The organism is Trebonia kvetii (genome assembly GCF_007827045.1).
Classification (GTDB): domain Bacteria; phylum Actinomycetota; class Actinomycetes; order Streptosporangiales; family Streptosporangiaceae; genus Trebonia; species Trebonia kvetii.
The window spans coordinates 1,761,185-1,783,417 of record NZ_RPFW01000001.1; the positions used below are offsets into that span (position 1 = coordinate 1,761,185).

Consider the following 22,233-nt stretch of genomic DNA (forward strand, 5'->3'; position numbering starts at 1 on the left):
CCGCGGCGAACGGCGACGCGGCGGCCCGGAGACCCGGACCGCCGCGTCGCAGTGACTGGCCGCCTAGCCCTTGTGCTTTTGGATTTCGTCGATGAGCTGGGGGACGACGGTGAACAGGTCGCCGACGATGCCGTAGTCGGCGATCTCGAAGATCGGCGCTTCGGGGTCCTTGTTGATCGCCATGATCGTCTTGGACGTCTGCATGCCGGCCCGGTGCTGGATCGCGCCGGAGATGCCGACCGCGACGTACAGCTGCGGGGAGACGGTCTTGCCGGTCTGCCCGACCTGGAACTGGTGCGGGTACCAGCCCGCGTCGGTCACCGCGCGAGAGGCACCCACGGCGGCGCCGAGGCTGTCGGCGAGCTTCTCGATGATGGCGAACCCGTCGGCCGACCCGGTGCCGCGCCCGCCGGAGACCACGACCTGCGCCTCGGTCAGTTCCGGCCGCTCGCCCTTCTCCGCCACGACCCGCTCGCTGATGACCGCGGTCTTGGCCGCGTCCGAGGCCGCGAAGGAGACCGCCTCCACCGCGGCCGCGCCGGCCGATGCCTCGGGGCTGATCGCGTTCGGGCGGACCGCGATGATCGGGGTGCCCGCCTTCACGGTGGAGTGCACGGTGATCGACCCGCCGAAGTTCGGCTGCTCCGCCACCGGCCCGCCGTCGCCGGCGGTGACGTTGACCGCGTCGCTGAGCACCCCCGAGCCTGTCTTGACCGCCAGCCGCCCGGCGATCTCCTTGCCCTCGGTCGTCCCGGCGACCAGCACCGCCGCCGGCGACACCGAAGCGACCAGCTGCGCCAGCAGCTCCGCCGCCGGCGCTACCACGTACGACGTGAAGTCGGCCGAGTCGGCGGCGTAGACCTTCTCCGCGCCGTACTCCCCGAGCCGGGCCGCGGCGGCCTGCGCGCCGGGGCCCGTCCACACCACCGCCGGGGTGCCGAGCCGCCTGGCGGCGGTCAGCAGTTCCAGGGTGACCTTCTTGACCTCGCCGTCCGCGGAGTGCTCCGCGAGGACCAGTACCTCAGCCATTTGCTCCAGTCCCCTTCTCAGATGAACTTCCGCCCGGCGAGGAACCCGGCCGCCTTGCTGCCGCCGTCACCCTCGTCCTTCACGATCACGCCTGCAGTGCGCGGCGGGCGGGCGGCGAAATCATCCACCCACGTCGCCGCACCCGCCAGCCCCACCGAACCGGCGTCGACGGACAGCTCGGCCAGGGACAGGACCTGCACCGGCTTCTTCTTCGCCGCCATGATCCCCTTGAACGTCGGGTACCGGGGCTCGTTGATCTTCTCCACCACCGAGACGACGGCCGGCAGCTGCCCGCTCACCACCGCGTACCCGTCATCGCTCACCCTGCGAATGGACACCGAGGTCCCGTCAACGTCCACCTTCGACGCCAGCGTCAGCTGCGGCACCCCCAGCCGCTCGGCCACCATCGCGGGCACCATCCCGGTCCGCGCGTCCGTCGACTCCGACCCGAAGATCACCAGGTCGAACCCGGTCGCCTTGAGCGCCGCGGCGAGCGCAAGCGACGTCGCGAGCGCATCCGACCCGGCCAGGCCGGCGTCCAGCACGTGGACGGCCTTGTCCGCGCCCATCGACAAAGCCTTCCGGACCGACTCCGCCGCCTTGTCCGGCCCCATCGACAAGATCGTCACCTCACCGCCGTGCGCCTCCGCGATCTTCAGCCCCTCCTCGATCGCGTACTCGTCAAGCTCATTGATCAGCCCGTCCAGCGAGGCACGGTCCAGCGTGCCCTCCGGCGTGAGCCTGCGCTCAACCGCCGTGTCAGGCACCTGCTTCACGCAGACGACGATATTCATAGGACGACGCTGCCCTTCTAGAGTGTTCGGCTCCTAGTCAGGAGTCTATGTTACTCGCGAGTAGCAACGTCTACACGCGGCTACCCGGTTACAGCGCGCTCGGCTGTCTCCACCACATTAGCGAGCAGCATCGCCCGCGTCATGGGCCCCACCCCGCCCGGGTTGGGCGCTACCCAGCCGGCCACCGTGGCAACATCCGGCGCCACGTCGCCGACCAGGCCCGCGTCAGTCCTGGTGATGCCCACATCGAGCACCGCCGCGCCCGGCTTGACCATGTCCGCCGTCAGCAGCCCGGCCCGGCCCGCCGCCACCACGACGATGTCCGCCGAGCGCGTATGCAACGCGATGTCTTTCGTTCCTGTGTGGCACGAGGTCACCGTCGCGTTCTCCGACTTCCTTGTCAGCAGCAGCCCGAGCGCGCGCCCCACCGTGATGCCACGCCCGATCACGGTCACCTCCGCCCCGGCGATCTGCACGCCGAAGCGGCGCAGCAGCACCACGATGCCGTGCGGCGTGCACGGAAGCGGCGCCTGCTCGTTCAGCACCAGCTTGCCCAGGTTCACCGGGTGCAGCCCGTCCGCGTCCTTCGCCGGGTCGATCATGTTCAGCACGCGCAGCTCGTCGAGCCCGCGCGGCAGCGGAAGCTGCACGATGTACCCGGTGCAGGCCGGGTCCTCGTTCAACTCCGCGACCGCCTCCTCCACCTGCGCCTGCGACGCCGAGGCCGGCAGGTCGCGGCGGATCGACGCGATGCCCACCTGCGCGCAGTCGCGGTGCTTGCCCGCGACGTAGGAGCGCGATCCCGGGTCGTCGCCGACCAGCACGGTGCCGAGTCCGGGGACGATGCCCCGCGCGGCGAGCGCGGCCACCCGCTTCTTCAGGTCTGCCTTGACCGCCGCGGCGGTCGCCTTGCCATCCAGAATCTGCGCAACCATACCTGTGCTCTCCCGCTCGCCTAAAGGACCTGTGCCAGCCCGCTCGCCCAAAGACCAAGGCTCGCTCGCCGGGCTCGCTCAGTCCGAGAACCCCTCAGTGGTAGAAGTGCCTGACGCCCGTGAAGTACAGCGTGACGCCGGCCGCGCGTGCGGCCTCGATCACGAGTTCGTCCCGGATGGAGCCGCCCGGTTCGGCGACCGCGCGGACCCCTGCCTCGGCCAGTATCTCGAAGCCGTCGGGGAACGGGAAATACGCGTCTGACGCGGCCACAGATCCGGCGGCCCGATTTCCGGCTCTGGCCACAGCCAGCCGGGAAGAGTCGACCCGGTTCACCTGCCCCATGCCCACGCCGACCGACGCGCCGTCCTTCGCCAGCAGGATCGCGTTCGACTTCACCGCTCGGCAGGCCCGCCACGCGAACACCAGGTCGGCACGGGTCGCGGCGTCCGCCGCCTCCCCCGTCTTCAGTTCCCAGTTCGCCGGGTCGTCCCCCAGCGCGTCGATCCGGTCCCAGGTCTGCGCGAGCATCCCCCCGGAGATGGGCCGGAATTCAAAGTCAGCCGATCCCGAACGGTTCGATGCTTCGCCACTTTGCCGACCCGCTGCCCACGCGGGTGGCGAGCAGCGCAGGAGCCGGATGTTTTTCCACTTCCCGGTGAGGATCTCGATCGCCGCCGGGTCGAAGTCGGGCGCGATCACCACCTCGGCGAAGCTGGTGAGGATGTGCTCGGCCATGGCGTCGGTCACCGCGCTGTTGGCCGCGATAACGCCGCCGTAGGCGGACAGCGGGTCGCACTCAAGGGCCTTGGCGTAGGCGGCGGCGATGTTGGTCCCGATCGCGATGCCGCACGGGTTGGAGTGCTTGATGATCGCGACGCACGGCTCGGCGAAGTCGAAGGCAGCCCGGCGGGCCGAGTCCGCGTCCACGTAGTTGTTATAGGACATGGCCTTGCCATGCAGGACCTCGGCGCGGGCGATGCCAGGGTCACCCGAACCCGTTCCGGATGACGCTTGTCCTGCTGTTGACTTCGATACGTACAGCGCCGCCTGCTGGTGCGGGTTCTCGCCGTAGCGGAGCGCGTCGGACCGCTCCCATACCTGGGCGATCAGGTCCGGCCAGCCGGTCTCCTTCGCGACCTCGTCAGGTGCGTAGCTGGCGGCGAACCAGGAGGACACCGCCGCGTCGTACGCGGCCGTGTGGGCGTAGGCCTGGGCGGCGAGGCGGCGGCGCTGCTCCACCGTGAAGCCACCGTCGACGATGGCCCTCAGCACCTGGACGTACTGGGCGATGTCGGTGATGACCGCGATGCTGCCGTGGTTCTTGGCGGCGGCGCGGACCATCGCGGGGCCGCCGATGTCGATCTTCTCGATGATCGCGTCGTGGTCGGCGCCGGAAGCCACCGTCTGCTCGAACGGGTACAGCGTAGACACCAGGAGCTGGAACGGCTCGATGCCCAGCTCGGTGAGCTGCCTGTTGTGGTCCGAGTTCAGCGTGTCCGCGAGCAGGCCCGCGTGGACGCGCGGGTGCAGGGTTTTGACCCGGCCGTCGAGGCACTCGGGGAAGCCGGTGAGGTCCTCGACCCGCGTGACGGGAAGCCCCGCCGCTTCGATCGCGGTGGCGGTGTTGCCGGTGGAGACCAGCTCCGCGCCGGCCTCGTGCAGCGCCCTCGCGAGCTCGGGCAGGCCCGTCTTGTCCCAGACGCTGAGCAGGGCGCGCCTGATCGGGGTCCTGGTCATTTGCCGATCCTCACCTTTCTGTCGTCATTGACGGACCAGCCCTCGCGGGCCATGCGTCCGACTGTGTCGACGAGCAGCGCGCGCTCGGCGACCTTGATTCGCTCGTGCAATGTCGCCTCGTCGTCGTCATCGAGGACCTGGATCGCCTGCTGCGCGATGACCGGGCCGGCGTCCACGCCCTCGTCAACAAGGAACACGGTGCAGCCGGTCACCTTCACCCCGTAGTCAAGGGCGTCGCGGACGCCGTGCATGCCGGGGAAGGACGGCAGCAAGGCGGGGTGCGTGTTCACGATGCGGCCGTCGAACCGCTCAAGGAACGTCTTGCCGACCAGCTTCATGAAGCCCGCGGACACGATCAGGTCCGGACGGTAATGCTCGCAGGCGGCGGCGAGCGCGTCGTCCCACGCGCCGCGGGTGGCGAAGTCCTTGACCTTGACGGTGAAGGTCGGGATCTGCGCGGCCCTGGCGCGGCCGAGCGCGATGATGCCGTCCCGGTCGGCGCCGACGGCGACGACGCTCGCCCCGTACTGGGGATCCGCGCACGCGTCGATGATGGCCTGCAGGTTCGTCCCTGCCCCCGAGACGAGCACGACCAGCCTGGCGTTCATGGCAGAACCCTAACCGGCGCTCCACCCACGAAGTCCCGCAGGTACGGCAGAATAGGTCGCGAGATGGCCAGACTCACCGATCGCCCCAAACAGGGAACGCCGCCGCCGCCGCGGTCACCGTTCCTACCGCCAGCGCCACGGCCGCAGCTTCCGCCTGCCGCACCGGCGCTTCAGCAGCGTGCCGGGGCCGGCCTGGTCCTCGCCCTGCTCAGCCTGATCACGATGATGCTGATCGGCAACCTCGAGCGCGCCGTGTACGTGGTCGGGGTCGCCCTCGCGGTCGCGGCGGTCGCGCTCATCCTCACGATCTCGTCGCTGTCCGCGGCGAAGCGGGACAGGACACGACGCCCGCGCGGCGCGGTGGCCGGCGTGGTGCTCGGCGCGATAGGCGCACTGTTCAGCGCCTTCGCACTCGTCGGGTTCCTGATGTTCTGGTCACAGCTCATGCAGTACGCGCACTGCATGAACGGCGCGAGCACGGTCGCCACCCAGAACGCGTGCCAGCAGCAGTTCGACAACTCGGTCAGCACCGAGATCACCCTGCTCGGCGGCGGCCGGTGAGCAGCTAGCGGCCTGGCGGCCCTCGGCTACTGTGACTCCTCCGCCCACGGGTTGACGTGGATGCGGTGCCCGCCCGCGTCGTCGGTCTCGTCGACAATGACCGCGGGCGCCGGGCCGCTGACCCGCGCGAGCGGGGCGGCCCCCGCGGGGCGGGCGCCGTCCGGGTCAGCCGCCGCCGCGGCGGCGGAAAGCTTGCGCACATGGTGCCTGATGATCAGCCAGTTGGCGGCGCCCGCGACCAAGGCGGCCGTCACACCCACCTCGAGGACGGCGACGAGGCCCGACTCGCCGCCGGCCGGGCCGACCGAAGCGAGCCGCCCCGAGCCGAGCGGGCCGCCGGAGAACTTGGCGCACAAGCCAATGACCACCGCCGCGATCGACCCGGTGACCAGGCCCCACAGCGGGGCCGCCTCAAGCGAGGGCGTCGGGGCGATACGCACGGTCATCAGGCCCGCGAGCGCGCCTGCCAGATAGGGCATGACAAGGATGAAGAAGCCGATCCAGGCGGGGAACGCGGCCTTCGTGCCCACCGGCAGCGCCGCGAGCATCGGGAAGGCGGGGACCGCGCCAAGCGCCGAGCCTGAGGGCGATACCGCGGTGCCGATCCCGAACGAGAAGCCGGGGCCGAGCATGTAGGCGATCGCCCAGATGACTGAGTTCGGCAGATAGCACAGGCTGGCGAGCAGCAGCAGCGCCGAGCCGCCGAAACCCGGGTTGAGCGCGGCGACGGCAGCCTTGTACGCGTTCAGGTGGACCTCGAGCGACGCGGCGGCGAGCAGTGCGCCCGAGACGGTGAGCAGCGCGAGCGCCGCCAGCGTGCCCAAGATCAGCGAACGGGGCCGCGGTGGCACCCGCATCGCGAGCTTGCGCCACGGCGCGAGCCCGCGCGCCGCGCCGAAACCGCTGGCGAGCAGCGCGACGAGGAATCCCACCGTGACCGCCTGCCACAGCGAAGGTGCCGCCACCGCGGTGCTGCTCGCCACCGCCACCGCGCCGGTGAACAGCGCGTAGGGGAACGCGATGGACACCGCGACAGGACCGACCTGGGCGAGCCTGGTCACGTGGCCCTCGTGGGTCATCCACCGGCCGGCCCGTTCGATCAGCGCGGCGGGCAGCAGCACGAGGCCAAGCGGAAGCAGGCCGATCCGTCCCACGCCGCGGACGGTCACCTCGACGTGGTGCGCGACCAGCCAGAGCAGTCCCGCCGAGCGGAGCGCACCCGCGAGTCCGCCGCCAAGCCCGACGTGCGGCGCCGTGATCCAGCCGATCAGGGTCAGCGTGGCCAGCACCGCGAGGCCGCCGCCGGCCGCCGCCAGGGCGGCCAGGCCGCCCGCCATGAGCATGGGACGGCTGGGCAGCAGGCTCGCGGACGGCTGGGCCTGGACGGTCACACCGCCCATGCTGGCAACGAACCGGGCAAATGGCACGCCGCCACGCCGGGTGGACGACCCCCCGTACCCCCCGATGTCCGCTGCCGCGGACAAGAGCTGCGCGGTGGCCGGAAACGCGGCCCAGGGGTGACGAAAGTCCTATCGCGATGGGGGTCTCATCGGCCGTCCTGGGGGGCGCACGGATGGTGGCACGGGCTACGCTGCTTGTGAACGCCGCACCTCAACATGGCGGCTACCAGACTCAAGCCAACGGACCGAGATCGGACCCCCAGTGGACCTGTTCGAGTATCAGGCTAAGGAACTGTTCGCCGAGTACGGCGTTCCGGTGCCGAAAGACAAGGTCGCCAGCACCGCCGAGGAAGCGCGGGAGATCACCACCGCGTTCGCGGCGGAAGGCATACCGCAAGTAGTCGTCAAGGCGCAGGTGAAGACAGGCGGCCGCGGCAAGGCTGGCGGCGTCAAGCTCGCCGACGGGCCGGTCGATGCCTATGAGAAGGCCGAGCGCATCATCGGTATGGACATCAAGGGCCACACCGTGCACCGGGTGCTGATCGCCGAGGCGACGGACATCAAGTCCGAGTACTACCTGTCGTTCCTCCTTGACCGCGCCAACCGCACATTCCTTTCCATCTGCTCGGTCGATGGCGGCATGGAAATCGAGGAATTGGCGCACTCCAATCCCGACGCAATCGCTCGCGTTCCGATCAACCCGCTGACCGGTGTGGACCACGCCACGGCGCTGGAGATCGTCCGGGCCGGCCGCATTCCCGCGGAGGCCGAGGAGGGCGCTGCCCTCGTGGCCGAGCGGCTGTGGGCCATGTTCACCGACGAGGACGCGACCCTGGCCGAGGTGAACCCGCTCGTGCTCACGCCGGACGGCCGGGTGCTCGCGCTCGACGGCAAGGTCACCCTCGACGACAACGCCTCATTCCGTCAGGAACATGGGCGCTTCGCCGACGTGGAGTCCACCGACCCGCTCGAGGCGAAGGCCAAGGAGAAGCACCTCAACTACGTCAAGCTCGACGGCGAGGTCGGCATCATAGGCAACGGCGCGGGTCTGGTGATGTCCACGCTCGACGTGGTGGCCTACGCAGGCGAGTCGTTCGGCGGCGTCAAGGCGGCCAACTTCCTCGACATCGGCGGCGGCGCCTCCGCCGCGGTGATGGCGGACAGCCTGGAGATCGTGCTGTCCGACCCGTCGGTCAAGTCGGTGCTCGTAAACGTCTTCGGCGGAATCACCTCGTGCGACGCGGTCGCCAACGGCATCGTGTCGGCGGTCAAGCTGCTCGGCGAGCGGGGCGAGTCGGTCGCAAAGCCGATCGTCGTCCGGCTCGACGGCAACAAGGCGGCCGAGGGCCGCCAGATCCTGGTCGACGCCGCCATCCCGGCCGTCGAGCAGGCGGACACCATGGACGGCGCCGCGAAGCGCGCCGCCGAGCTCGCCGCGAAGGGAGCATGACAGATGGCCATCTTCCTCACGGCTGACAGCAAGATCCTGATCCAGGGCATCACCGGTGGCGAGGGCCGCAAGCACGGCGCGCGCATGCTCGCGGCGGGCGCGAAGGTCGTCGGCGGCACCAACCCGAAGAAGGCCGGCACCACGGTCGAGCTGAACGGCGAGCAGATCCCCGTGTACGCGGGGGTCAAGGAGACCATGGCGGCGACCGGCGCGGACGTGTCGGTGATCTTCGTACCCGCGGCCGGGACGAAGGCGGCGGTGATCGAGGCGATCGACGCGGAGATCCCGCTGGCGATCGTCATCACCGAGGGCGTCCCTGTGCACGACACCGCGGAGTTCTGGGCCTACGCCATCGAGAAGGGCAACAAGACCCGGATCGTCGGGCCGAACTGCCCGGGCGTCGCCTCGCCTGGCAAGTCCAACGCCGGCATCATCCCCGCCGACATCACGCCGGAGGGCAAGATCGGCCTGGTGTCGAAGTCCGGCACGCTGACCTACCAGATGATGTACGAGCTGCGCGACATCGGGTTCTCCACCTGCGTCGGCATCGGCGGCGACCCGATCATCGGCACCACGCACATCGACGCGCTCGCCGCGTTCGAGGCCGACCCGGAGACCAAGGCGATCGTGATGATCGGCGAGATCGGCGGCGACGCCGAGGAGCGCGCCGCGGCCTTCATCGAGCAGCACGTGACCAAGCCGGTCGTCGGCTACGTGGCCGGCTTCATGGCGCCAGAGGGCAAGACGATGGGCCACGCAGGCGCAATCATCTCCGGCTCGTCAGGCACCGCCCAGGCGAAGAAGGAAGCCCTGGAGAAGGCGGGCGTCCGGGTCGGCAAGACGCCGAGCGAGACGGCCGCACTGGTCCGCGAGATCATCCAGTCTCAGGGCCTCTAAGGCCGCAGTTCCCGACGGTGGCGGACGGTCGCACGGCGATTGTCCGCCACCGTCGTTTCGTCAGGCGGCGTGCCGCGGCGCCAGGGTCTCGTTGACCCAGGTCACGATGTCGGTGGTGGACGCGCCCGGTGTGAAGATCTTCGCGACGCCCGCACTGGTCAGCTCGGCGATGTCCGCGTCGGGGATGATCCCGCCGCCGAACACCACGATGTCCCCTGCGTCCTGCTCCCGCAGCAGCTCGATGACCCTCGGGAACAGCGTCATGTGCGCGCCGGAAAGCACCGAAAGACCGACCGCGTCGACGTCCTCCTGGATCGCGGCCGCCACGATCTGCTCCGGCGTCTGGTGCAGGCCGGTGTAGATGACCTCAACCCCAGCGTCGCGCAGTGCCCGCGCCACCACCTTCGCGCCCCGGTCGTGCCCGTCGAGGCCGGCCTTGGCGACGATGACGCGGATCTTGCCTAGTGTCTCTGCCACATCAACCAGTATGACCCGCGGGCCTGCCCGCTACCCGTGACGGTGCCGGGGCGGTCGCGCGGCGTGGCGGCGTCAGTCGGCGTTCCGCCACGGCAGCGCCTTCCTGATCTCGCAGACGGCGACGATCGACAGCGCCACCACCAGGCAGAGCAGCCACTGCCGCTCGTCGAGCGCCCTGGTCCGCAGGATCGCCTGGCACGGCTGTATGAACGTCGCGAGGACGATCAGCAGGAAGGACAGCCCGGTCGTCGCCATGAACGTCCGGTCCGAGAACGTACGCAGCGAGAACGCCGACTCCCTCGAGTCTCTGCTCTCGATCGAGAAGAACAGGTTGAACAGCGAGAACACGACCATGCCCATGGTCCGCGCGACGAGGAGCCCGTGCGCGTGCTCTGCCCAGTGGATCACGCCAAGCGTGCCCACGGCCATGACCGTCCCGATGACGACAAGCCAGCCGAGCACCCAGCGGCTCAGGATCGGTACCCCGGGAGCGCGTGGCGAGCGCTCCATCAGACCCTCGGCCGGACTGCTGTACCCGAGCCCGATGGACTGGATCGTCACGGTGGTGAAGGCAACCCACAAGACCTGCAGCGGAAGGAGCGGCTCGCCGCGGGCGATGTTGAAGATGCTCGCGCCGAGGAAGGTCAGGATGAAGCCGAACATGCAGCCCATCTCGAACCGGATGTACCTGACCAGGTTGTCGTACAGTCCCCGGCCGAGTTCTACCGCCTTGATGATGGTGGCGAAGTTGTCGTCGGTCAGCACCATCACGGCCGCCCGCTTCGCCACCTCGGTCCCGGTGCCCATCGCGATGCCGATGTCGGCCTGCTTCAGCGCGGGTGCGTCGTTCACGCCGTCGCCGGTCATGGCGACGATCTGGCCCCTGCGCTTCAGCATGTCAACCAGGCGGACCTTGTGCTCGGGCGTGACGCGGGCGACAACGCCGGCCCCGGCGATCGCCGTCATCGCCGCGTCGTCGCTCATCGCCTCGAGCTCCGCACCGGTGATGACGGCGCCGTCGATGCCGAGCTGACCGGCGATCGCCGCCGCCGTGACCGCGTGGTCCCCGGTGATCATGCGGACCTCGACTCCGGCGGACTTCGCCTGCGCGACGGATGCCGCGGCGCCCGGGCGCGGCGGGTCCATGATCCCGACAAGCGCGAGCAGTTCCAGTTCGGTCACCAGGGCGAGCAGGTCCGATCCCGGATCGAAGCCCGCTGGGTCGAGGTCCCTGCGTGCGACGGCCATCACCCGCAGTCCCTCCTCTGCGAAGTGGCGGTTGTCGGCCTGGTACAGCTCACGGCGGGCATCGTCGAGCCGAACGGGGCCGGCGTCCGGGTCGAGCACCGCCCCGGCCCGAGCGAGCAGACGGTCGGGCGCCCCCTTGACGAAGCACCGGACTACCTGCCTACCCGACTCATCGGTCATCTCATGGAAGGTGGCCATCAGCTTGTAGGTGGCGTCGAAGGGGAGCTCGGCGACTCTCGGGTACTCCCGCCTGGTCGAGACGGCGTCGATGCCGCCCTTCGCGGCCAGCGCGACCAGGGCGCCCTCGGTCGGGTCGCCGATCAGCTCGCCGTCGCTGAGCACGGCGTCCGAGGCGAGGACCATCGGCGTCAGGACCTGATCGAGCGGGACCTCCGCCTGTCCGGCGACGCGGTTGATGCGCCCGTCGGTCGAGTAGCCCCTCCCCTCGACCGCGTAGCGGTGCCTGCCGACGGTCATCCGGACCGCGGTCATCTGGTTCAGCGTGAGCGTCCCCGTCTTGTCCGTGTTGATCGCGGAGACCGCGCCCAGGGTCTCGGTCGAGGTGAGCTTCTTCATGATCGCCCCGCCGCTGGCCAGGGCACGGGTGCCCCAGGCGAGGATCGTCGTCACCACCGTGGGCAGCTGCACCGGCACCGCCGCGATGGCGAACGCGACCGCGGCGTTGAACACCGCGTGGAAGGTGTAGCCGCGAGCCAGGTTCACCGCCATCGACGCGATAAGCGCGGTGCCGGAGACGAGCAGCAACTGCTTCGACAGGTGGTCAAGCTGACGGGTGAGCGGGGTCTTGACCACCGGCTGCGCCTGGAGCATTCCCGAGACATGGCCGATCTCCGTCTCCATGCCCGTCGCGGTCACCACGAACTCGCCGGCGCCGCGGGTCACGGGAGTGTTCATGTAGACCATGCAGGTCCGGTCGCCGAGCGGCACGGAGGGTTCCCCGACGGCAGCGGTGCACTTGGAAACCGGCGTGCTCTCCCCGGTCAGCTCGGATTCGGCGACCTCAAGCATGGCCGCGTGCAGCAGCCTGCCGTCGGCGGGCACAATGTCGCCCGCCTCGATCGAGACGATGTCACCGGGCACCAGCTGTTCCGCGGGGATCTCCTCGATCCGCCCGTCGCGCCGCACCCGGGCCAAGATGATCATCTTTTTCTCCAGCGCGGAGACCGCCGTCTCCGCCTGGCCCTCCTGTTGCAGCCCGAGAACCGCGTTGGCCAGCGTGAGCAGGATCAGCAGCAGCCCGGTCCCCGCCTGCTTAAGCGGAAAGCTGAGCACGCCCGCCGCGAGCAAGACGAGCTGCATGGGATCGGAGTACTGGCGGAGGAACGCGCGCCAGCGGGGCTCCGCCTTGCCCGCGCCCACCGCGTTGGGGCCGAACTGGGCGGACCGCGACGCCACTTCGGCAGAGCTCAGGCCATGCTCGGCGGTCACCACCTGGTCCTGAAGCGCCTGCCCGGCGCTGAGCGTGTGCCACTCCGTGCCCCTCGCCCGCTCCCGGCGCCCGAGTCCTGGCTCGTCCGTCAGCCTGGTCGGCAAGCACTACCCCCTGATGCTTGTGATGCGCGTGAGGCGCTCCTTCATTCAGTGCCCCGACCGGTGCGCACGGAAGCATCCGGCTAAAAGGATTGGATCTCCACCAATTCGGCCGAGAAGCGGACGTATAGCTGTCCGGCTTAAGTCCGGTTAATAGACGCAGGGGATGCCGTACTTGGCGTTGGGCGCTACGGTCGTGCCGTCGCCGGCGGGGGCGCTCGTGCCGGTGGTCGGCGTCGGCGAGGCCGCCGTTCCGGCATTGGCCGCGGTGCCGATGAGCCGCGCGGCGATCGCCTGGGTGCCCGCGCTCGGCGTGCTCGACGGCTGGAGGCCGACCGGCACTGTGGTCACGGTGGAGCCGATCAGGACCTCGACGTGCCCGGCCGGCAGGGACGGCAGCGCGACCGGGCTTGTGCCGAACTCCGCCGCGATCTTCGCGGCGTTGGCGGCGGCGCCCTTCCCGTAGAACACCTGAGTGCCCGGCTGGACCTCCTTGGTCTGTGCGGAGGAGTTCGCGATCGCGCCCGCCTTGTAGCCGAGTGCCACGAGCGCCTGCGAGATCCGCGTGGCAAGGCCCTGCGCGCCCGGGTTGCCGTTATAGACGTCCACGGTGACCGTCGACGGCGCCGGGACGGAGGCGGTGGCCTTGGCGCCCTTCTTGCCCTTGGCCTTCTTCACCGGCTTGCCCGCGAACGCGCTCTGCACCAGATGCTGGATCTGCGGCACGTCGACACGGATGATGTCCTGCGCCGTCGGATAGCCAGGGAGGGTGACGTTGTTCTCCGGCGTGCCGGGCAGTGTGCTGAGGCTCAGGTGATCACCGCTGAGCGCGCGCATCTCGGTGGCGAACTCCAGCAGTTGGAAGCCCTGGTCGATGATGAGGTACTTGCCCGCCGTGGCCAGCAGGCTGTTGGCCTGCGTGAGATCACTGAGGATGCCGTCGTGCTTCAGCTTCCACACCACGTAGTCGATGGCCGCCTGCTGCCGGTAGGTGCGCCCTACGTCGATGCCCGGCAGGGTGTCGCGTGACCTGACGAACGCGAGCGATTGCGCCGGCGACAGGTGCAGGTACTGCGCGCCGGCCTTCTTCTTGCTGTAGCCGTCTTTGTAGGCGTCAAAGTTGGAATTGTCGGAGCCGGTGAGCGGGTCCTGGTCGGTGAGGTTCGTCCCCGCGGGAAAGCCGTCCGGCTCCAGAGCGGCGGGAGCGGGCTTCACGCAGGCCTCGATGCCGCCGAACGCCTGGGCCAGGTAGTAGAAGCCGGCCAGGTTCACCTCGATGAAGTGGTCGATGTGCACGCCGGTGAGGGACTGGACGGTGTTGACCGTCGCTAGCTGGCCCGCCCGGTTGGCGTGCAAGTACCGGTCGACTTTGCCCTCTGCCGCGTGCTCGTTCAGGTACTGGATGTAGGCCCAGTCGTACGCGGCATCGATCTTTCCCCCGGACTCTCCGAGGTAAGTCTGCGGGAAGGTGACGACCGAGTCGCGCGGGATGGAGAAGCCCACCGCCCTCTGACCGCCAGCGAAGATGTGGATCAGGATGAGCGTGTTGGTGTCCTGCGCGCCGCCGTTCGTGCCGGAATGCAGCACCACCCGCAGGTGGTGATCAAGTTCGTCACCCTGGTAGTCCGTCCGGCTCTCCAGGCCCATCACCAGGATGTTCATCGCACCGACGGAGGGACTGTTGCTGATCTGGACGCCCTTGCCGACCTGGACGACGGCGGAGACCTCCTTGTAGGCGTATCCCGACACCACGAGCAGCACCGACGCGCACAGGCAGGCGGCCGCATAGCCGGCCTTGCCGGCGATCACCCGTGCGAGGTGCGAGCTGAACACGAACTCCTCATCCTGCCCTTCGCACTCTGCTATTCAGTGGGGAGCCGCCCGCTCCGGTACTTAGTAAACGCAGGGAACCCCGTACCTGGCCTTCGCCGCGACGGAGACCGCGCTGCCTGCCGCGCCGTTGTCCCCCGCGGTGGTCGGGGCGGCCGTGGCAGACGCCGAGGCCGAGGCGCTCGCGCTCTGGCTCAGCGAGCCGGGCACCACGGTGGAGCCGGTGCCAAGGAGCACATCGACATGACCCGCGGTCAGCGAGGTCAGCGCCTTGGCGGTCGCGCCGAAGTACTTCGCGATCTTCTCCGCGTTGGCCGACGCGCCCTTGCCGTAGAACACCTGGGTGCCCGCGGTCACGGTCTGGGACTGCGCGCTGGCGTTGGTGACCTGGCCGGCCTTATAGCCCTTCGCGACCAGCGCCTGCGAGACGTTGCCTGCCAGGCCGCTGACTCCTGCGCCGTTGTAGACGTCGACGGTGACGCTTGACGCCGGCGGGATTGGCGCGGCCTTCTTGGCGGACTTCGACTTGGCGGCGGACTTCTTCGTGGCCTTCGCCGGCGCGGTGAACTTCTCCTTGATGACCGCCTGGATCGTCGGGATATCGATCTGGTTGGCCGCCTGGCCGCCGATGGTCGCGTAACCCACGATCGGCGCCGTATAGAAGCTCAGGTTCTTGCCCGACAGGGCGCGCATGTTGGTGGAGAAGTCGAGCAGGTTCCACTTCGCGTCGGTGATGATGTACTGCTTCGCGGTGCCAAGCAGGTTGTTCGCCGTCCTCAGGTCACCCAGGATGCCGTCGCTCTTCAGCTTCCAGATCACGTAGTCGATGACCGCCTGCTGGCGGTGCGTCCGGTCCAGGTCGCCGTTGGGCAGGTTGTCCCGCTCCCTGACGAACGCGAGGGCCTGGGGCGCCTTCAGGTGCAGGTACTGCGACCCGCCCTTCTTCATGCTGTAGCCGTCGAGCACAGCGTTGAAGCCGGAGTTGGCGTCGTGCAGGTTCAGGCCGCCGTTCACGGACTTCAGGCAGACCGTGATGCCGCCGAACGACTGGGCCAGGTAATAGAAGCCTGCCAGGTTCACCTCGGCGAAGTGATTGATCTTCTGCCCGGTGACCTGCTCGACGGTGGCGACGGTGGCCGCCTGGCCTGCCTGGTTGGCCTCGAGGTAACGCTGGCCGCTGCTCATCGAGGTGTTCACGGTCTTGCCGAGCGATTCGGCGTAGGCGAGACCGTACGCCTGGTCGATCTTGCCCGCCGACTGGCCGTCGTACGGCTGGGGGTAGGTGACCCAGTCGTCGCGGGGGATGGAGAAGCCGACTGCCTTCTGCCCGCCGTCGAAGATGTGGACGAGGATCAGCGTGTTGGTGGCCTGGCCGCCGACACCGAGGTTGTTGACGCCGTAGACGCTGCCCGCGTGCATCGCGGCGAGCAGGCCGGCAGACAGCGTGTGCCCCTGGTAGTCAGTCCGGCTTTCCAGGCCCATGACGAGGACATTCTGCGCACCGATCATGGGGCCGGAGCCGAGGTCGATGCCGCCGCCGATCTGCTGCGACAAGTTGACGAAGTGGTACGCCACACCGGACACCGCGAGCAGCGCCGCGGCGAGCACGCAGCTCACCGCGTAGCCGACCTTGCCCGCGACCAGCGAACCGCCGCCCATGCCGAGCAATCCTGTTCTCCTCCGGCCGATCTTGTCCCGCTCGTGGCGAGGCTACCTGCTCAGTCCACGCAGGGAATGGCGTATGACGCGTTTGGATTATGACGGTCACCACGCTCCCGGGGGGCCGCTTGCCATCGTGACCGCCCCGGCCGGCCCCGGGCGCCTTGTGTCTGGGCGCTGACCACAACGCGACGCTGACCAGGTGCGCTATCGATATGGTGTTCACCACGTTAGCGGTCTGACCATCGATAACCGCGTATGCCGCGCCCGGCAACCGTCCCTCAGTTGACGCAGGGGATGCCGTACGGCGCGTTCGGATTGACGGTGACGGCGCCGCCCGCCGGACCGTTGCTCTCGGTGGGCGTCGCGCTGGGTGCCGAAGACGTCGGCGTGGCCGCCGCGCCGTCGAGCGAGGCCGACACCGACTGGGCGGCCGCCCCGCCGGAAGCCCGGGTCGACGGGCTTGCCGATGCCGTGTGCTTGCCTGGATGGCTCGCCGGCTTCGGCGCGGGATAGAACGCCTGGTGGACCACGTGCTTGATCGCCTCGGTGTTCACCACGTTGGCGGACTGCCCGTCGATGGTCTGGAATCCAACGATCGGGAGGGTCTTGAACGTCATGTTGTCGCCGGACAGGGCATTCATCTCGGGCAGGAAGTCAAGCAGGTTCCAGCCGCTGTCGGTCACCAGGTACGTCTTCGCCACCGACAGCAGGCTGCCGAGCTGACTCAGATCCTTGAACGTGCCCTGATGCCTGAGCTTCCACAGTACGTAGTCGACTACGGCCTGCTGCCGGTGCGTCCGGTCGAGATCGCCGTTGGTCAGGTTGTCCCGCTCCCTGACGAACGCCAGCGACTGAGCCGCGTCCAGGTGCAAGTACTGGCTGCCGCCCTTGCCGAGGTTGTAGCCATCGGCCACCGCGTTGAAGCCGGAGTTCGCGTCCCGCAGATTCTGGCCGCCGTTCTCCTCGTTCAGGCACACGGTGACGCCGCCGAGGACCTTGGCGAGCTCATAGAAGCCGAGCAGGTTCAGCTCGGCGAAGTGGTCGATCTTGATGCCAGTCAGCTTCTGAACGGTGGCGATCTCGGCCCTACGGCCCGCCTCGTTGCCCAGGTAGCCGACCTGCCCCTGCGTGAGGCCCTGGCCGGCCAGCGACTGCTCCTTCTCCGCAAGCGCGAAGCCGTACGCCTGGTCGATCTTGCCCTGTGTCTGACCGTCGTAGGCCTTCGGGAACGTGACCCAGTCGTCGCGCGGTATCGAGAAGCCAACCGCCTTGCGGCCGCCGGCGAAGATGTGCAGCACGATCAGCGTGTTGGTGGCCTGCCCGCCGATAGACCCGATGTGCATCGCGTTGGTCAGCGAGTGCGGCAGCGGCTGGCCGCTCCAGTATGTCCGGCTTTCCAGGCCCATCAGGAGGATGTTCATCGCGCCGGTCGAGGCGCTGCCGCTGACCGCATTTGAGCCACCGATGCTCGCGACCGAGGTCTTCACGTAATAGCCGAACCCGCTCACCACCATGGCGAGGACAGCGACGAGGCAGCCGATGGTGTAGCCCGCCTTCCCGGCAAGCGCCGCGGCGCCGCGAGACCAGGGCATACGTTTCACCTCGCGTTCGGTCCATCACATTCAGCGCTGCGAATATACCCGTTCAACCTGGAAGAACCTTCTCATGCCCAATCCGCTACAGTGAGTTGCCGCAGGAGCAAGAGCAGCGTCGCTTTACTCACCATTAGCCCCACTGTGCACACCAGGCATGGCGGGCCACGAGCATGCAACGCCACCACTTAGGGTTATCTCAAAGAATCATGCATTACCCTCTCCAGCAATGACCACTCCACCTGGGTGGGAGCCTCGGCCCGGCTCCACACGAGGCGAACCTGCGCGGCGGGCGCCCCGTGACGCTGGCGGCTGGCCGCCAGACGACGCCGATCCCCGGCGACAGCCCCCGCGCGGAGACGCGCCGGCCGGGCGCCGCGGCCGGGATCCGCGATCCGATGGCGATCGTGCGCCACGCGACCCACGGGCCGTGGACGAACGTGACCCCAGGGCACGCGACACTGGCAGACCCGACAGCCAGGGCAGGGAACCGCGGTTCACTCCCGGCCGCCCGGCGGGCCAGGCGGACGCCAGGCCGGTAGACGGTCGCGCGCCGCGCGGCGGCGGCGGACGGCCGCCGATGCAGGACGGCCGCGACATGCGAGGCAACTCTCTGCCCGGAGCAGGCGGAGCACGGAAGGTCGGCGGGCGAGCCGGCGGCCTCGACGGCCTTGACAGCCTGCGCGGCGGGCCGATGACGCGCTGGATGGGCGCGATGACGACGCGGACGGCGGTACTCGTGCTCGTCGCGGCGGCGCTGGTCGGCGTGGTGCTCACCCTCATCACGGGCCACGATCCGGGCTTCATCCTCGGCTTCTTCGTCGTCATCGGCGCGATCGTGGCGACACTCGGCGTCCGGCGCGGCGCCATCTACCTCTTCTTCCCGCTACCCGCGCTGACCCTGTTCATCGCCTCGATCATGGTCGGCGCGGTCCACGACCGGGCGCTCGAGTCCGCAGGTACGGCGGGTGTCCGCGTCGGCTTCCTGCAGTGGGTCGCCGCAGCCTTCCTCCCGATGTGCATCGCCACCGTGGTGACCCTTGTCATCGGCGGCGCCCGCTGGGCGCTCGGCCGCCAGCTGGTCTCCGGCAACTTCACCACCCGGCCCCCGTCCGGCCCGGCCAGCACTCGCCCGGCTCCCGGCCCGCGCCGCCCGTCGTCAAGCGACCCCTGGGCCGAGGACGCCCCGCGCTCCGGCCGCCCCGAGCCGAACGGCACAGGCCCGCGCCCCGCGCAGAACGGTCCCGGCCAGAACGGCACAAGCCCCCGCCCCGCGCAGAGCGGCCCCGGCCAGAGCGGCACAAGCCCGCGCCCCGCCCCCTGGCAGAACGCCCCTCGCGACCAGCGTGACCAACGTGACCAACGTGACCAACGCACCAGCCGTGACCCCTGGGGCGATCCGCGGCTGCCATCCCCGCCGCCGTCCGACCCGCGCACCCCCCCCGCCCCCCCCCCCCCCCCCCCCCCCCCACCCCCCCCCCCCCCCCCCCCCCCCCGGCCCCCCCCCCCCCCCCCCCCCCCCCCCCCCCCCCCCCCCCCGCCCCCCCCCCCCCCCCCCCCCACCACCCCCCCCCCCCCCCCCACCCCCCCACCCCCCCCCCCCCCCCCGCCCCCCGGCGAGCCCCCCCCGCCGCCCAGGCGTGCACAGCGGACCAACCGGACCACCCCCACCCGCCGTCCCCCCGGGGCCCCCCCGGGCCCCCCCCCCCCCCCCCCCCCCCCCCCCCCCCCCCCCCCGCCCCCCCCCCCCCGCCCCGGCGCCCCCCCCCCCCCCGCCCCCCCCCCCGGCCCCCCCGGGGCCCCCCCCCCCCCCCCGGCCCCCCCGCCCCGCCCCCCGCGCGACCCCCGCGACGAGCGCTAACTCCCCCGCGACTCCCGCTACCCACGCGTCCGGAAGCACCTGAGCCCCCGGACAGACCGCCCGGGTCAGGCCAGCCGCAAACCGGCGACCGATGCACCCCCGTGAGCCGACTCCCTGCTCAACCCCGATGACCACGGTCGCGCGGCGCCGGGGGTGTCTGCCGAGCGCGTTCGGGACCCCGTACTTGGGTCACGACTGCGCGAGGAGACACCCCCAAGCCCTGCGCCACAAACTCACAGCTTTTCGAGCGGCGCGTACCTGAGCACGAGGTGCTTCACGCCGTACGAACCTCCGAAGTCGATCTTCGCCTCCGCGTTGTCCCCGTACCCATCCGTGGACACCACGGTGCCGAGCCCGAACTTGTCGTGGTTGACCCGGTCGCCCGGCGACAGCGCGGGCACGGAGCGGTTGCCCGTGACGTTCGCGCCCGGCCGGGAGGCCATCCGCGCGGACGCGGGCGTTGACGCGGCGGCGACGTCCTTCGCGCTGCGCTTCCATTCGATAAGCGACGCGGGGATCTCGGACAGGAAACGGGACGGCGTGTGGAACGACGGGCGGCCGTACCAGTTACGTGACACGGTCCTGGTCAGGTACAGCCGCTGCTCCGCGCGGGTGATGCCGACGTACGCGAGTCGCCGCTCCTCCTCCAGCTCACGCTGGTTGGTCAGCGCCCTGGCGTGCGGGAACACCTCCTCCTCCATGCCGGTGAGGAAGACCACTGGGAACTCGAGGCCCTTCGCGGTGTGCAGCGTCATCAGCGTCACCATGCCGCCGTGGTTCTCGCCGTCGGGAATCTGGTCCGCGTCCGCGACGAGCGCGACCCGCTCAAGGAAGTCGCCGAGCGTGCCGTCCGGGGTGGAGCCGTCGAACTCCCGGGCCACCGAGACCATTTCCTGCAGGTTCTCCACGCGGGTGGCGTCCTGCAGGTCCTCTGAGCTCTCGAAGTAGGTCTGCAGCCCGCTTGAGTCGAGCACCGCCTCGACAAGTTCGGCGACCGGGCCGCCGCTGGCGGCCTGCTCGCGCAGCTCGTCCACCAGGGCGTTGAAGGCCGCGATCGCCGCCGCGGACCGCGCCGCGAGTGCGGGCACGTCGCCCGGCGTGGCCAGCGACTGGGCGAACGAGATCCGCTCCCGCTGCGCGTAGGCGGCGACGTACTCCTCGGCCCGTTCCCCGATGCCGCGCTTGGGCACGTTGAGGACGCGGCGCAGCGACACCTCGTCCGCTGGGTTGGCGATCAGCCGCAGGTAGGCAAGCAAATCGCGGACCTCGCGCCGCTCGTAGAACCGGACGCCGCCGACCACGCGGTAGGGCAGCCCGACCCTGATGAAGACTTCCTCGAAGACACGGGACTGCGCGTTGGTCCGGTAGAACACCGCCACCTGGCCGGGCGCCGCGAGGCCCTCGTCGTTGAGCCTGTCGACCTCTTCGGCGACGAATGCGGCCTCGTCGTGCTCGTTATCAGCGACGTAGCCGGTGATCGGCGGGCCGTCGCCCGCGTCCGACCACAGGTTCTTCGGCTTGCGACCCGGGTTGCGCGACACCACCGCGTTCGCCGCGGCGAGGATGTTCTGCGTCGAGCGGTAGTTCTGCTCGAGCAGGATCACCGTCGCGTCCGGGTAGTCCTCCTCGAACTCGACGATGTTCCTGATCGTGGCGCCGCGGAACGCGTAAATGGACTGGTCGGCGTCGCCCACGACGCAGAGCTCGGACGGGCCCGCCGCCTCGGCGGAATCCGTGGCGCTGCCGGAGTCAGCCGCACCCGTTCTTCCTGATCCTGCTCTTGACTTGCCGAACAGGGACCCGCTGCCGGAAACGAGTTCGCGGACGAGGATGTACTGCGCGTGGTTCGTGTCCTGGTACTCGTCGACAAGCACGTGCCTGAAGCGGCGCCGGTAGGCCTCCGCCACCTCGGGGAACGCCTGGAACATGTTGACCGTCACCATGATCAGGTCGTCGAAGTCCATCGCGCCCGCCGCCACCAGGCGGCGCTGGTACTCCGCGTAGGCCTCGGCGAGCGCCTTCTCCTTGGCGCCACGGGCGCGGTAGGCGAACGACTCGTAGTCGATGAGCTCGTTCTTGAGCGTGGAGACCTGCGCCGCCATGGCCTTCGGCGGGTATTGCCTGGCATCAAGCTCGAGCTCGCGGCAGACCAGGGCCATCAGCCGCTGCGAGTCGGCCGAGTCGTAGATGGAGAAGCTCGACGGGTAGCCGAACCTGGTGGCCTCGCGGCGCAGGATGCGCACGCACGCGGAGTGGAACGTCATCACCCACATCGACCGGGCGCGACGGTCGCCGACCAGGGTCGCGACGCGGGCCGCCATCTCGCCGGCGGCCTTGTTGGTGAACGTGATCGCGAGGATCTCGCCCGGTGCCACGTCGCGCTCCGCGAGCAGGTACGCGATCCGGTGAGTGAGCACCCGGGTCTTGCCAGAGCCCGCGCCCGCGACGATCAGCAGCGGCCCGCCGGCGTGCGTCACGGCCGCACGCTGCTGCGGGTTCAGGCCGTCAATGAGGGAGTGCGTCGCGGTCGTGGTCACGGTCTCCAGGGTAGGCGGTGCCACCGTCAAACGACGTGTCGCCGCAGCGTATCGAAGTGCCGA

17 protein-coding genes are annotated in these 22,233 nt (G+C 69.8%); 5 read left to right on the top strand and 12 right to left on the bottom strand.

Going from position 1 to position 22,233, the window contains the following annotated elements:
- Nucleotides 1–63 precede the first annotated feature (63 nt).
- The 5 genes from EAS64_RS08010 to purN form a co-directional block, all read right to left on the bottom strand.
- Entirely contained in the window at nucleotides 64–1,029 is a 966-nt protein-coding gene (locus EAS64_RS08010; protein ID WP_145851982.1) for an electron transfer flavoprotein subunit alpha/FixB family protein, read from the bottom strand.
- 17 nt (nucleotides 1,030–1,046) lie between these two features.
- Nucleotides 1,047–1,823 carry an electron transfer flavoprotein subunit beta/FixA family protein gene (locus EAS64_RS08015; RefSeq protein ID WP_145851983.1) on the bottom strand — a complete coding sequence of 259 codons (777 nt, stop codon included), beginning with the start codon at nucleotides 1,821–1,823 and terminating at the stop codon, nucleotides 1,047–1,049.
- Nucleotides 1,824–1,903: 80 nt separating this feature from the next.
- Nucleotides 1,904–2,758, bottom strand: a complete 855-nt coding sequence (locus tag EAS64_RS08020; protein WP_145851984.1) for a bifunctional methylenetetrahydrofolate dehydrogenase/methenyltetrahydrofolate cyclohydrolase — start codon at nucleotides 2,756–2,758, stop codon at nucleotides 1,904–1,906.
- A 94-nt stretch (nucleotides 2,759–2,852) separates the two neighbouring features.
- A complete protein-coding gene (gene purH / locus EAS64_RS08025) occupies nucleotides 2,853–4,496 on the bottom strand; it encodes a bifunctional phosphoribosylaminoimidazolecarboxamide formyltransferase/IMP cyclohydrolase (RefSeq protein ID WP_145851985.1) in 1,644 nt (547 codons plus the stop codon).
- Entirely contained in the window at nucleotides 4,493–5,104 is a 612-nt protein-coding gene (gene purN, locus EAS64_RS08030; RefSeq protein ID WP_145851986.1) for a phosphoribosylglycinamide formyltransferase, read from the bottom strand. Before purN ends, purH begins: the two co-directional genes overlap by 4 nt.
- A gap of 63 nt (nucleotides 5,105–5,167) precedes the next feature.
- Here purN and EAS64_RS08035 point away from each other — a divergent pair, with 63 nt between their 5' ends.
- The gene (locus tag EAS64_RS08035; RefSeq protein WP_145851987.1) at nucleotides 5,168–5,665 is read left to right on the top strand and encodes a hypothetical protein; all 498 of its coding nucleotides are present in this window, start codon (nucleotides 5,168–5,170) and stop codon (nucleotides 5,663–5,665) included.
- 26 nt (nucleotides 5,666–5,691) lie between these two features.
- Here EAS64_RS08035 and EAS64_RS08040 read toward each other — a convergent pair whose 3' ends face one another.
- Nucleotides 5,692–7,056, bottom strand: coding sequence for a cell division protein PerM (locus tag EAS64_RS08040; RefSeq protein ID WP_145851988.1), 1,365 nt, complete (start codon nucleotides 7,054–7,056; stop codon nucleotides 5,692–5,694).
- Between the two features lie 271 nt (nucleotides 7,057–7,327).
- Here EAS64_RS08040 and sucC point away from each other — a divergent pair, with 271 nt between their 5' ends.
- Both sucC and sucD read left to right on the top strand, forming a co-directional pair.
- The gene (gene sucC, locus EAS64_RS08045) at nucleotides 7,328–8,515 is read left to right on the top strand and encodes an ADP-forming succinate--CoA ligase subunit beta (RefSeq protein WP_145851989.1); all 1,188 of its coding nucleotides are present in this window, start codon (nucleotides 7,328–7,330) and stop codon (nucleotides 8,513–8,515) included.
- 3 nt (nucleotides 8,516–8,518) lie between these two features.
- Nucleotides 8,519–9,412 carry a succinate--CoA ligase subunit alpha gene (sucD, locus tag EAS64_RS08050; RefSeq protein ID WP_145851990.1) on the top strand — a complete coding sequence of 298 codons (894 nt, stop codon included), beginning with the start codon at nucleotides 8,519–8,521 and terminating at the stop codon, nucleotides 9,410–9,412.
- Between the two features lie 60 nt (nucleotides 9,413–9,472).
- Here the strand turns inward: sucD and icmB are convergent, their stop codons facing one another.
- The 5 genes from icmB to EAS64_RS08075 form a co-directional block, all read right to left on the bottom strand.
- Nucleotides 9,473–9,889 carry a coenzyme B12-dependent isobutyryl CoA mutase small subunit gene (gene icmB / locus EAS64_RS08055; protein ID WP_145851991.1) on the bottom strand — a complete coding sequence of 139 codons (417 nt, stop codon included), beginning with the start codon at nucleotides 9,887–9,889 and terminating at the stop codon, nucleotides 9,473–9,475.
- A 72-nt stretch (nucleotides 9,890–9,961) separates the two neighbouring features.
- Nucleotides 9,962–12,691 (bottom strand): cation-translocating P-type ATPase, encoded by a 2,730-nt coding sequence (locus tag EAS64_RS08060; protein ID WP_222849077.1) that lies wholly within the window; start codon nucleotides 12,689–12,691, stop codon nucleotides 9,962–9,964.
- Between the two features lie 147 nt (nucleotides 12,692–12,838).
- Nucleotides 12,839–14,521, bottom strand: coding sequence for an LCP family protein (locus EAS64_RS08065; RefSeq protein WP_145851992.1), 1,683 nt, complete (start codon nucleotides 14,519–14,521; stop codon nucleotides 12,839–12,841).
- A gap of 60 nt (nucleotides 14,522–14,581) precedes the next feature.
- Complete coding sequence (locus EAS64_RS08070) at nucleotides 14,582–16,177, bottom strand: LCP family protein (protein ID WP_145851994.1); 1,596 nt, start codon at nucleotides 16,175–16,177, stop codon at nucleotides 14,582–14,584.
- A gap of 281 nt (nucleotides 16,178–16,458) precedes the next feature.
- A complete protein-coding gene (locus EAS64_RS08075; RefSeq protein ID WP_145851996.1) occupies nucleotides 16,459–17,772 on the bottom strand; it encodes an LCP family protein in 1,314 nt (437 codons plus the stop codon).
- A 299-nt stretch (nucleotides 17,773–18,071) separates the two neighbouring features.
- Between EAS64_RS08075 and EAS64_RS08080 the strand changes: the two genes are divergently transcribed.
- Both EAS64_RS08080 and EAS64_RS47360 read left to right on the top strand, forming a co-directional pair.
- Complete coding sequence (locus EAS64_RS08080; protein ID WP_145851998.1) at nucleotides 18,072–18,314, top strand: hypothetical protein; 243 nt, start codon at nucleotides 18,072–18,074, stop codon at nucleotides 18,312–18,314.
- 173 nt (nucleotides 18,315–18,487) lie between these two features.
- Nucleotides 18,488–19,633, top strand: coding sequence for a DUF6542 domain-containing protein (locus EAS64_RS47360; RefSeq protein WP_369333557.1), 1,146 nt, complete (start codon nucleotides 18,488–18,490; stop codon nucleotides 19,631–19,633).
- 233 nt (nucleotides 19,634–19,866) lie between these two features.
- Here the strand turns inward: EAS64_RS47360 and pcrA are convergent, their stop codons facing one another.
- On the bottom strand, nucleotides 19,867–22,170 hold the full coding sequence (pcrA, locus tag EAS64_RS08095) for a DNA helicase PcrA (protein ID WP_222849079.1): 2,304 nt from the start codon (nucleotides 22,168–22,170) through the stop codon (nucleotides 19,867–19,869).
- Between the last annotated feature and the right edge of the window lie 63 nt (nucleotides 22,171–22,233).

Coding starts and splice junctions, on each gene's coding strand:
- EAS64_RS08015 (WP_145851983.1), bottom strand. CDS start 1,823: ATGAATATCGTCGTCTGCGTGAAGCAGGTGCCTGACACGGCGGTTGAG.
- sucD (WP_145851990.1), top strand. CDS start 8,519: ATGGCCATCTTCCTCACGGCTGACAGCAAGATCCTGATCCAGGGCATC.
- EAS64_RS08035 (WP_145851987.1), top strand. CDS start 5,168: ATGGCCAGACTCACCGATCGCCCCAAACAGGGAACGCCGCCGCCGCCG.
- purH (WP_145851985.1), bottom strand. CDS start 4,496: ATGACCAGGACCCCGATCAGGCGCGCCCTGCTCAGCGTCTGGGACAAG.
- EAS64_RS08020 (WP_145851984.1), bottom strand. CDS start 2,758: ATGGTTGCGCAGATTCTGGATGGCAAGGCGACCGCCGCGGCGGTCAAG.
- EAS64_RS08070 (WP_145851994.1), bottom strand. CDS start 16,177: ATGGGCGGCGGTTCGCTGGTCGCGGGCAAGGTCGGCTACGCGGTGAGC.
- purN (WP_145851986.1), bottom strand. CDS start 5,104: ATGAACGCCAGGCTGGTCGTGCTCGTCTCGGGGGCAGGGACGAACCTG.
- EAS64_RS08075 (WP_145851996.1), bottom strand. CDS start 17,772: ATGCCCTGGTCTCGCGGCGCCGCGGCGCTTGCCGGGAAGGCGGGCTAC.
- EAS64_RS47360 (WP_369333557.1), top strand. CDS start 18,488: ATGACGACGCGGACGGCGGTACTCGTGCTCGTCGCGGCGGCGCTGGTC.
- EAS64_RS08010 (WP_145851982.1), bottom strand. CDS start 1,029: ATGGCTGAGGTACTGGTCCTCGCGGAGCACTCCGCGGACGGCGAGGTC.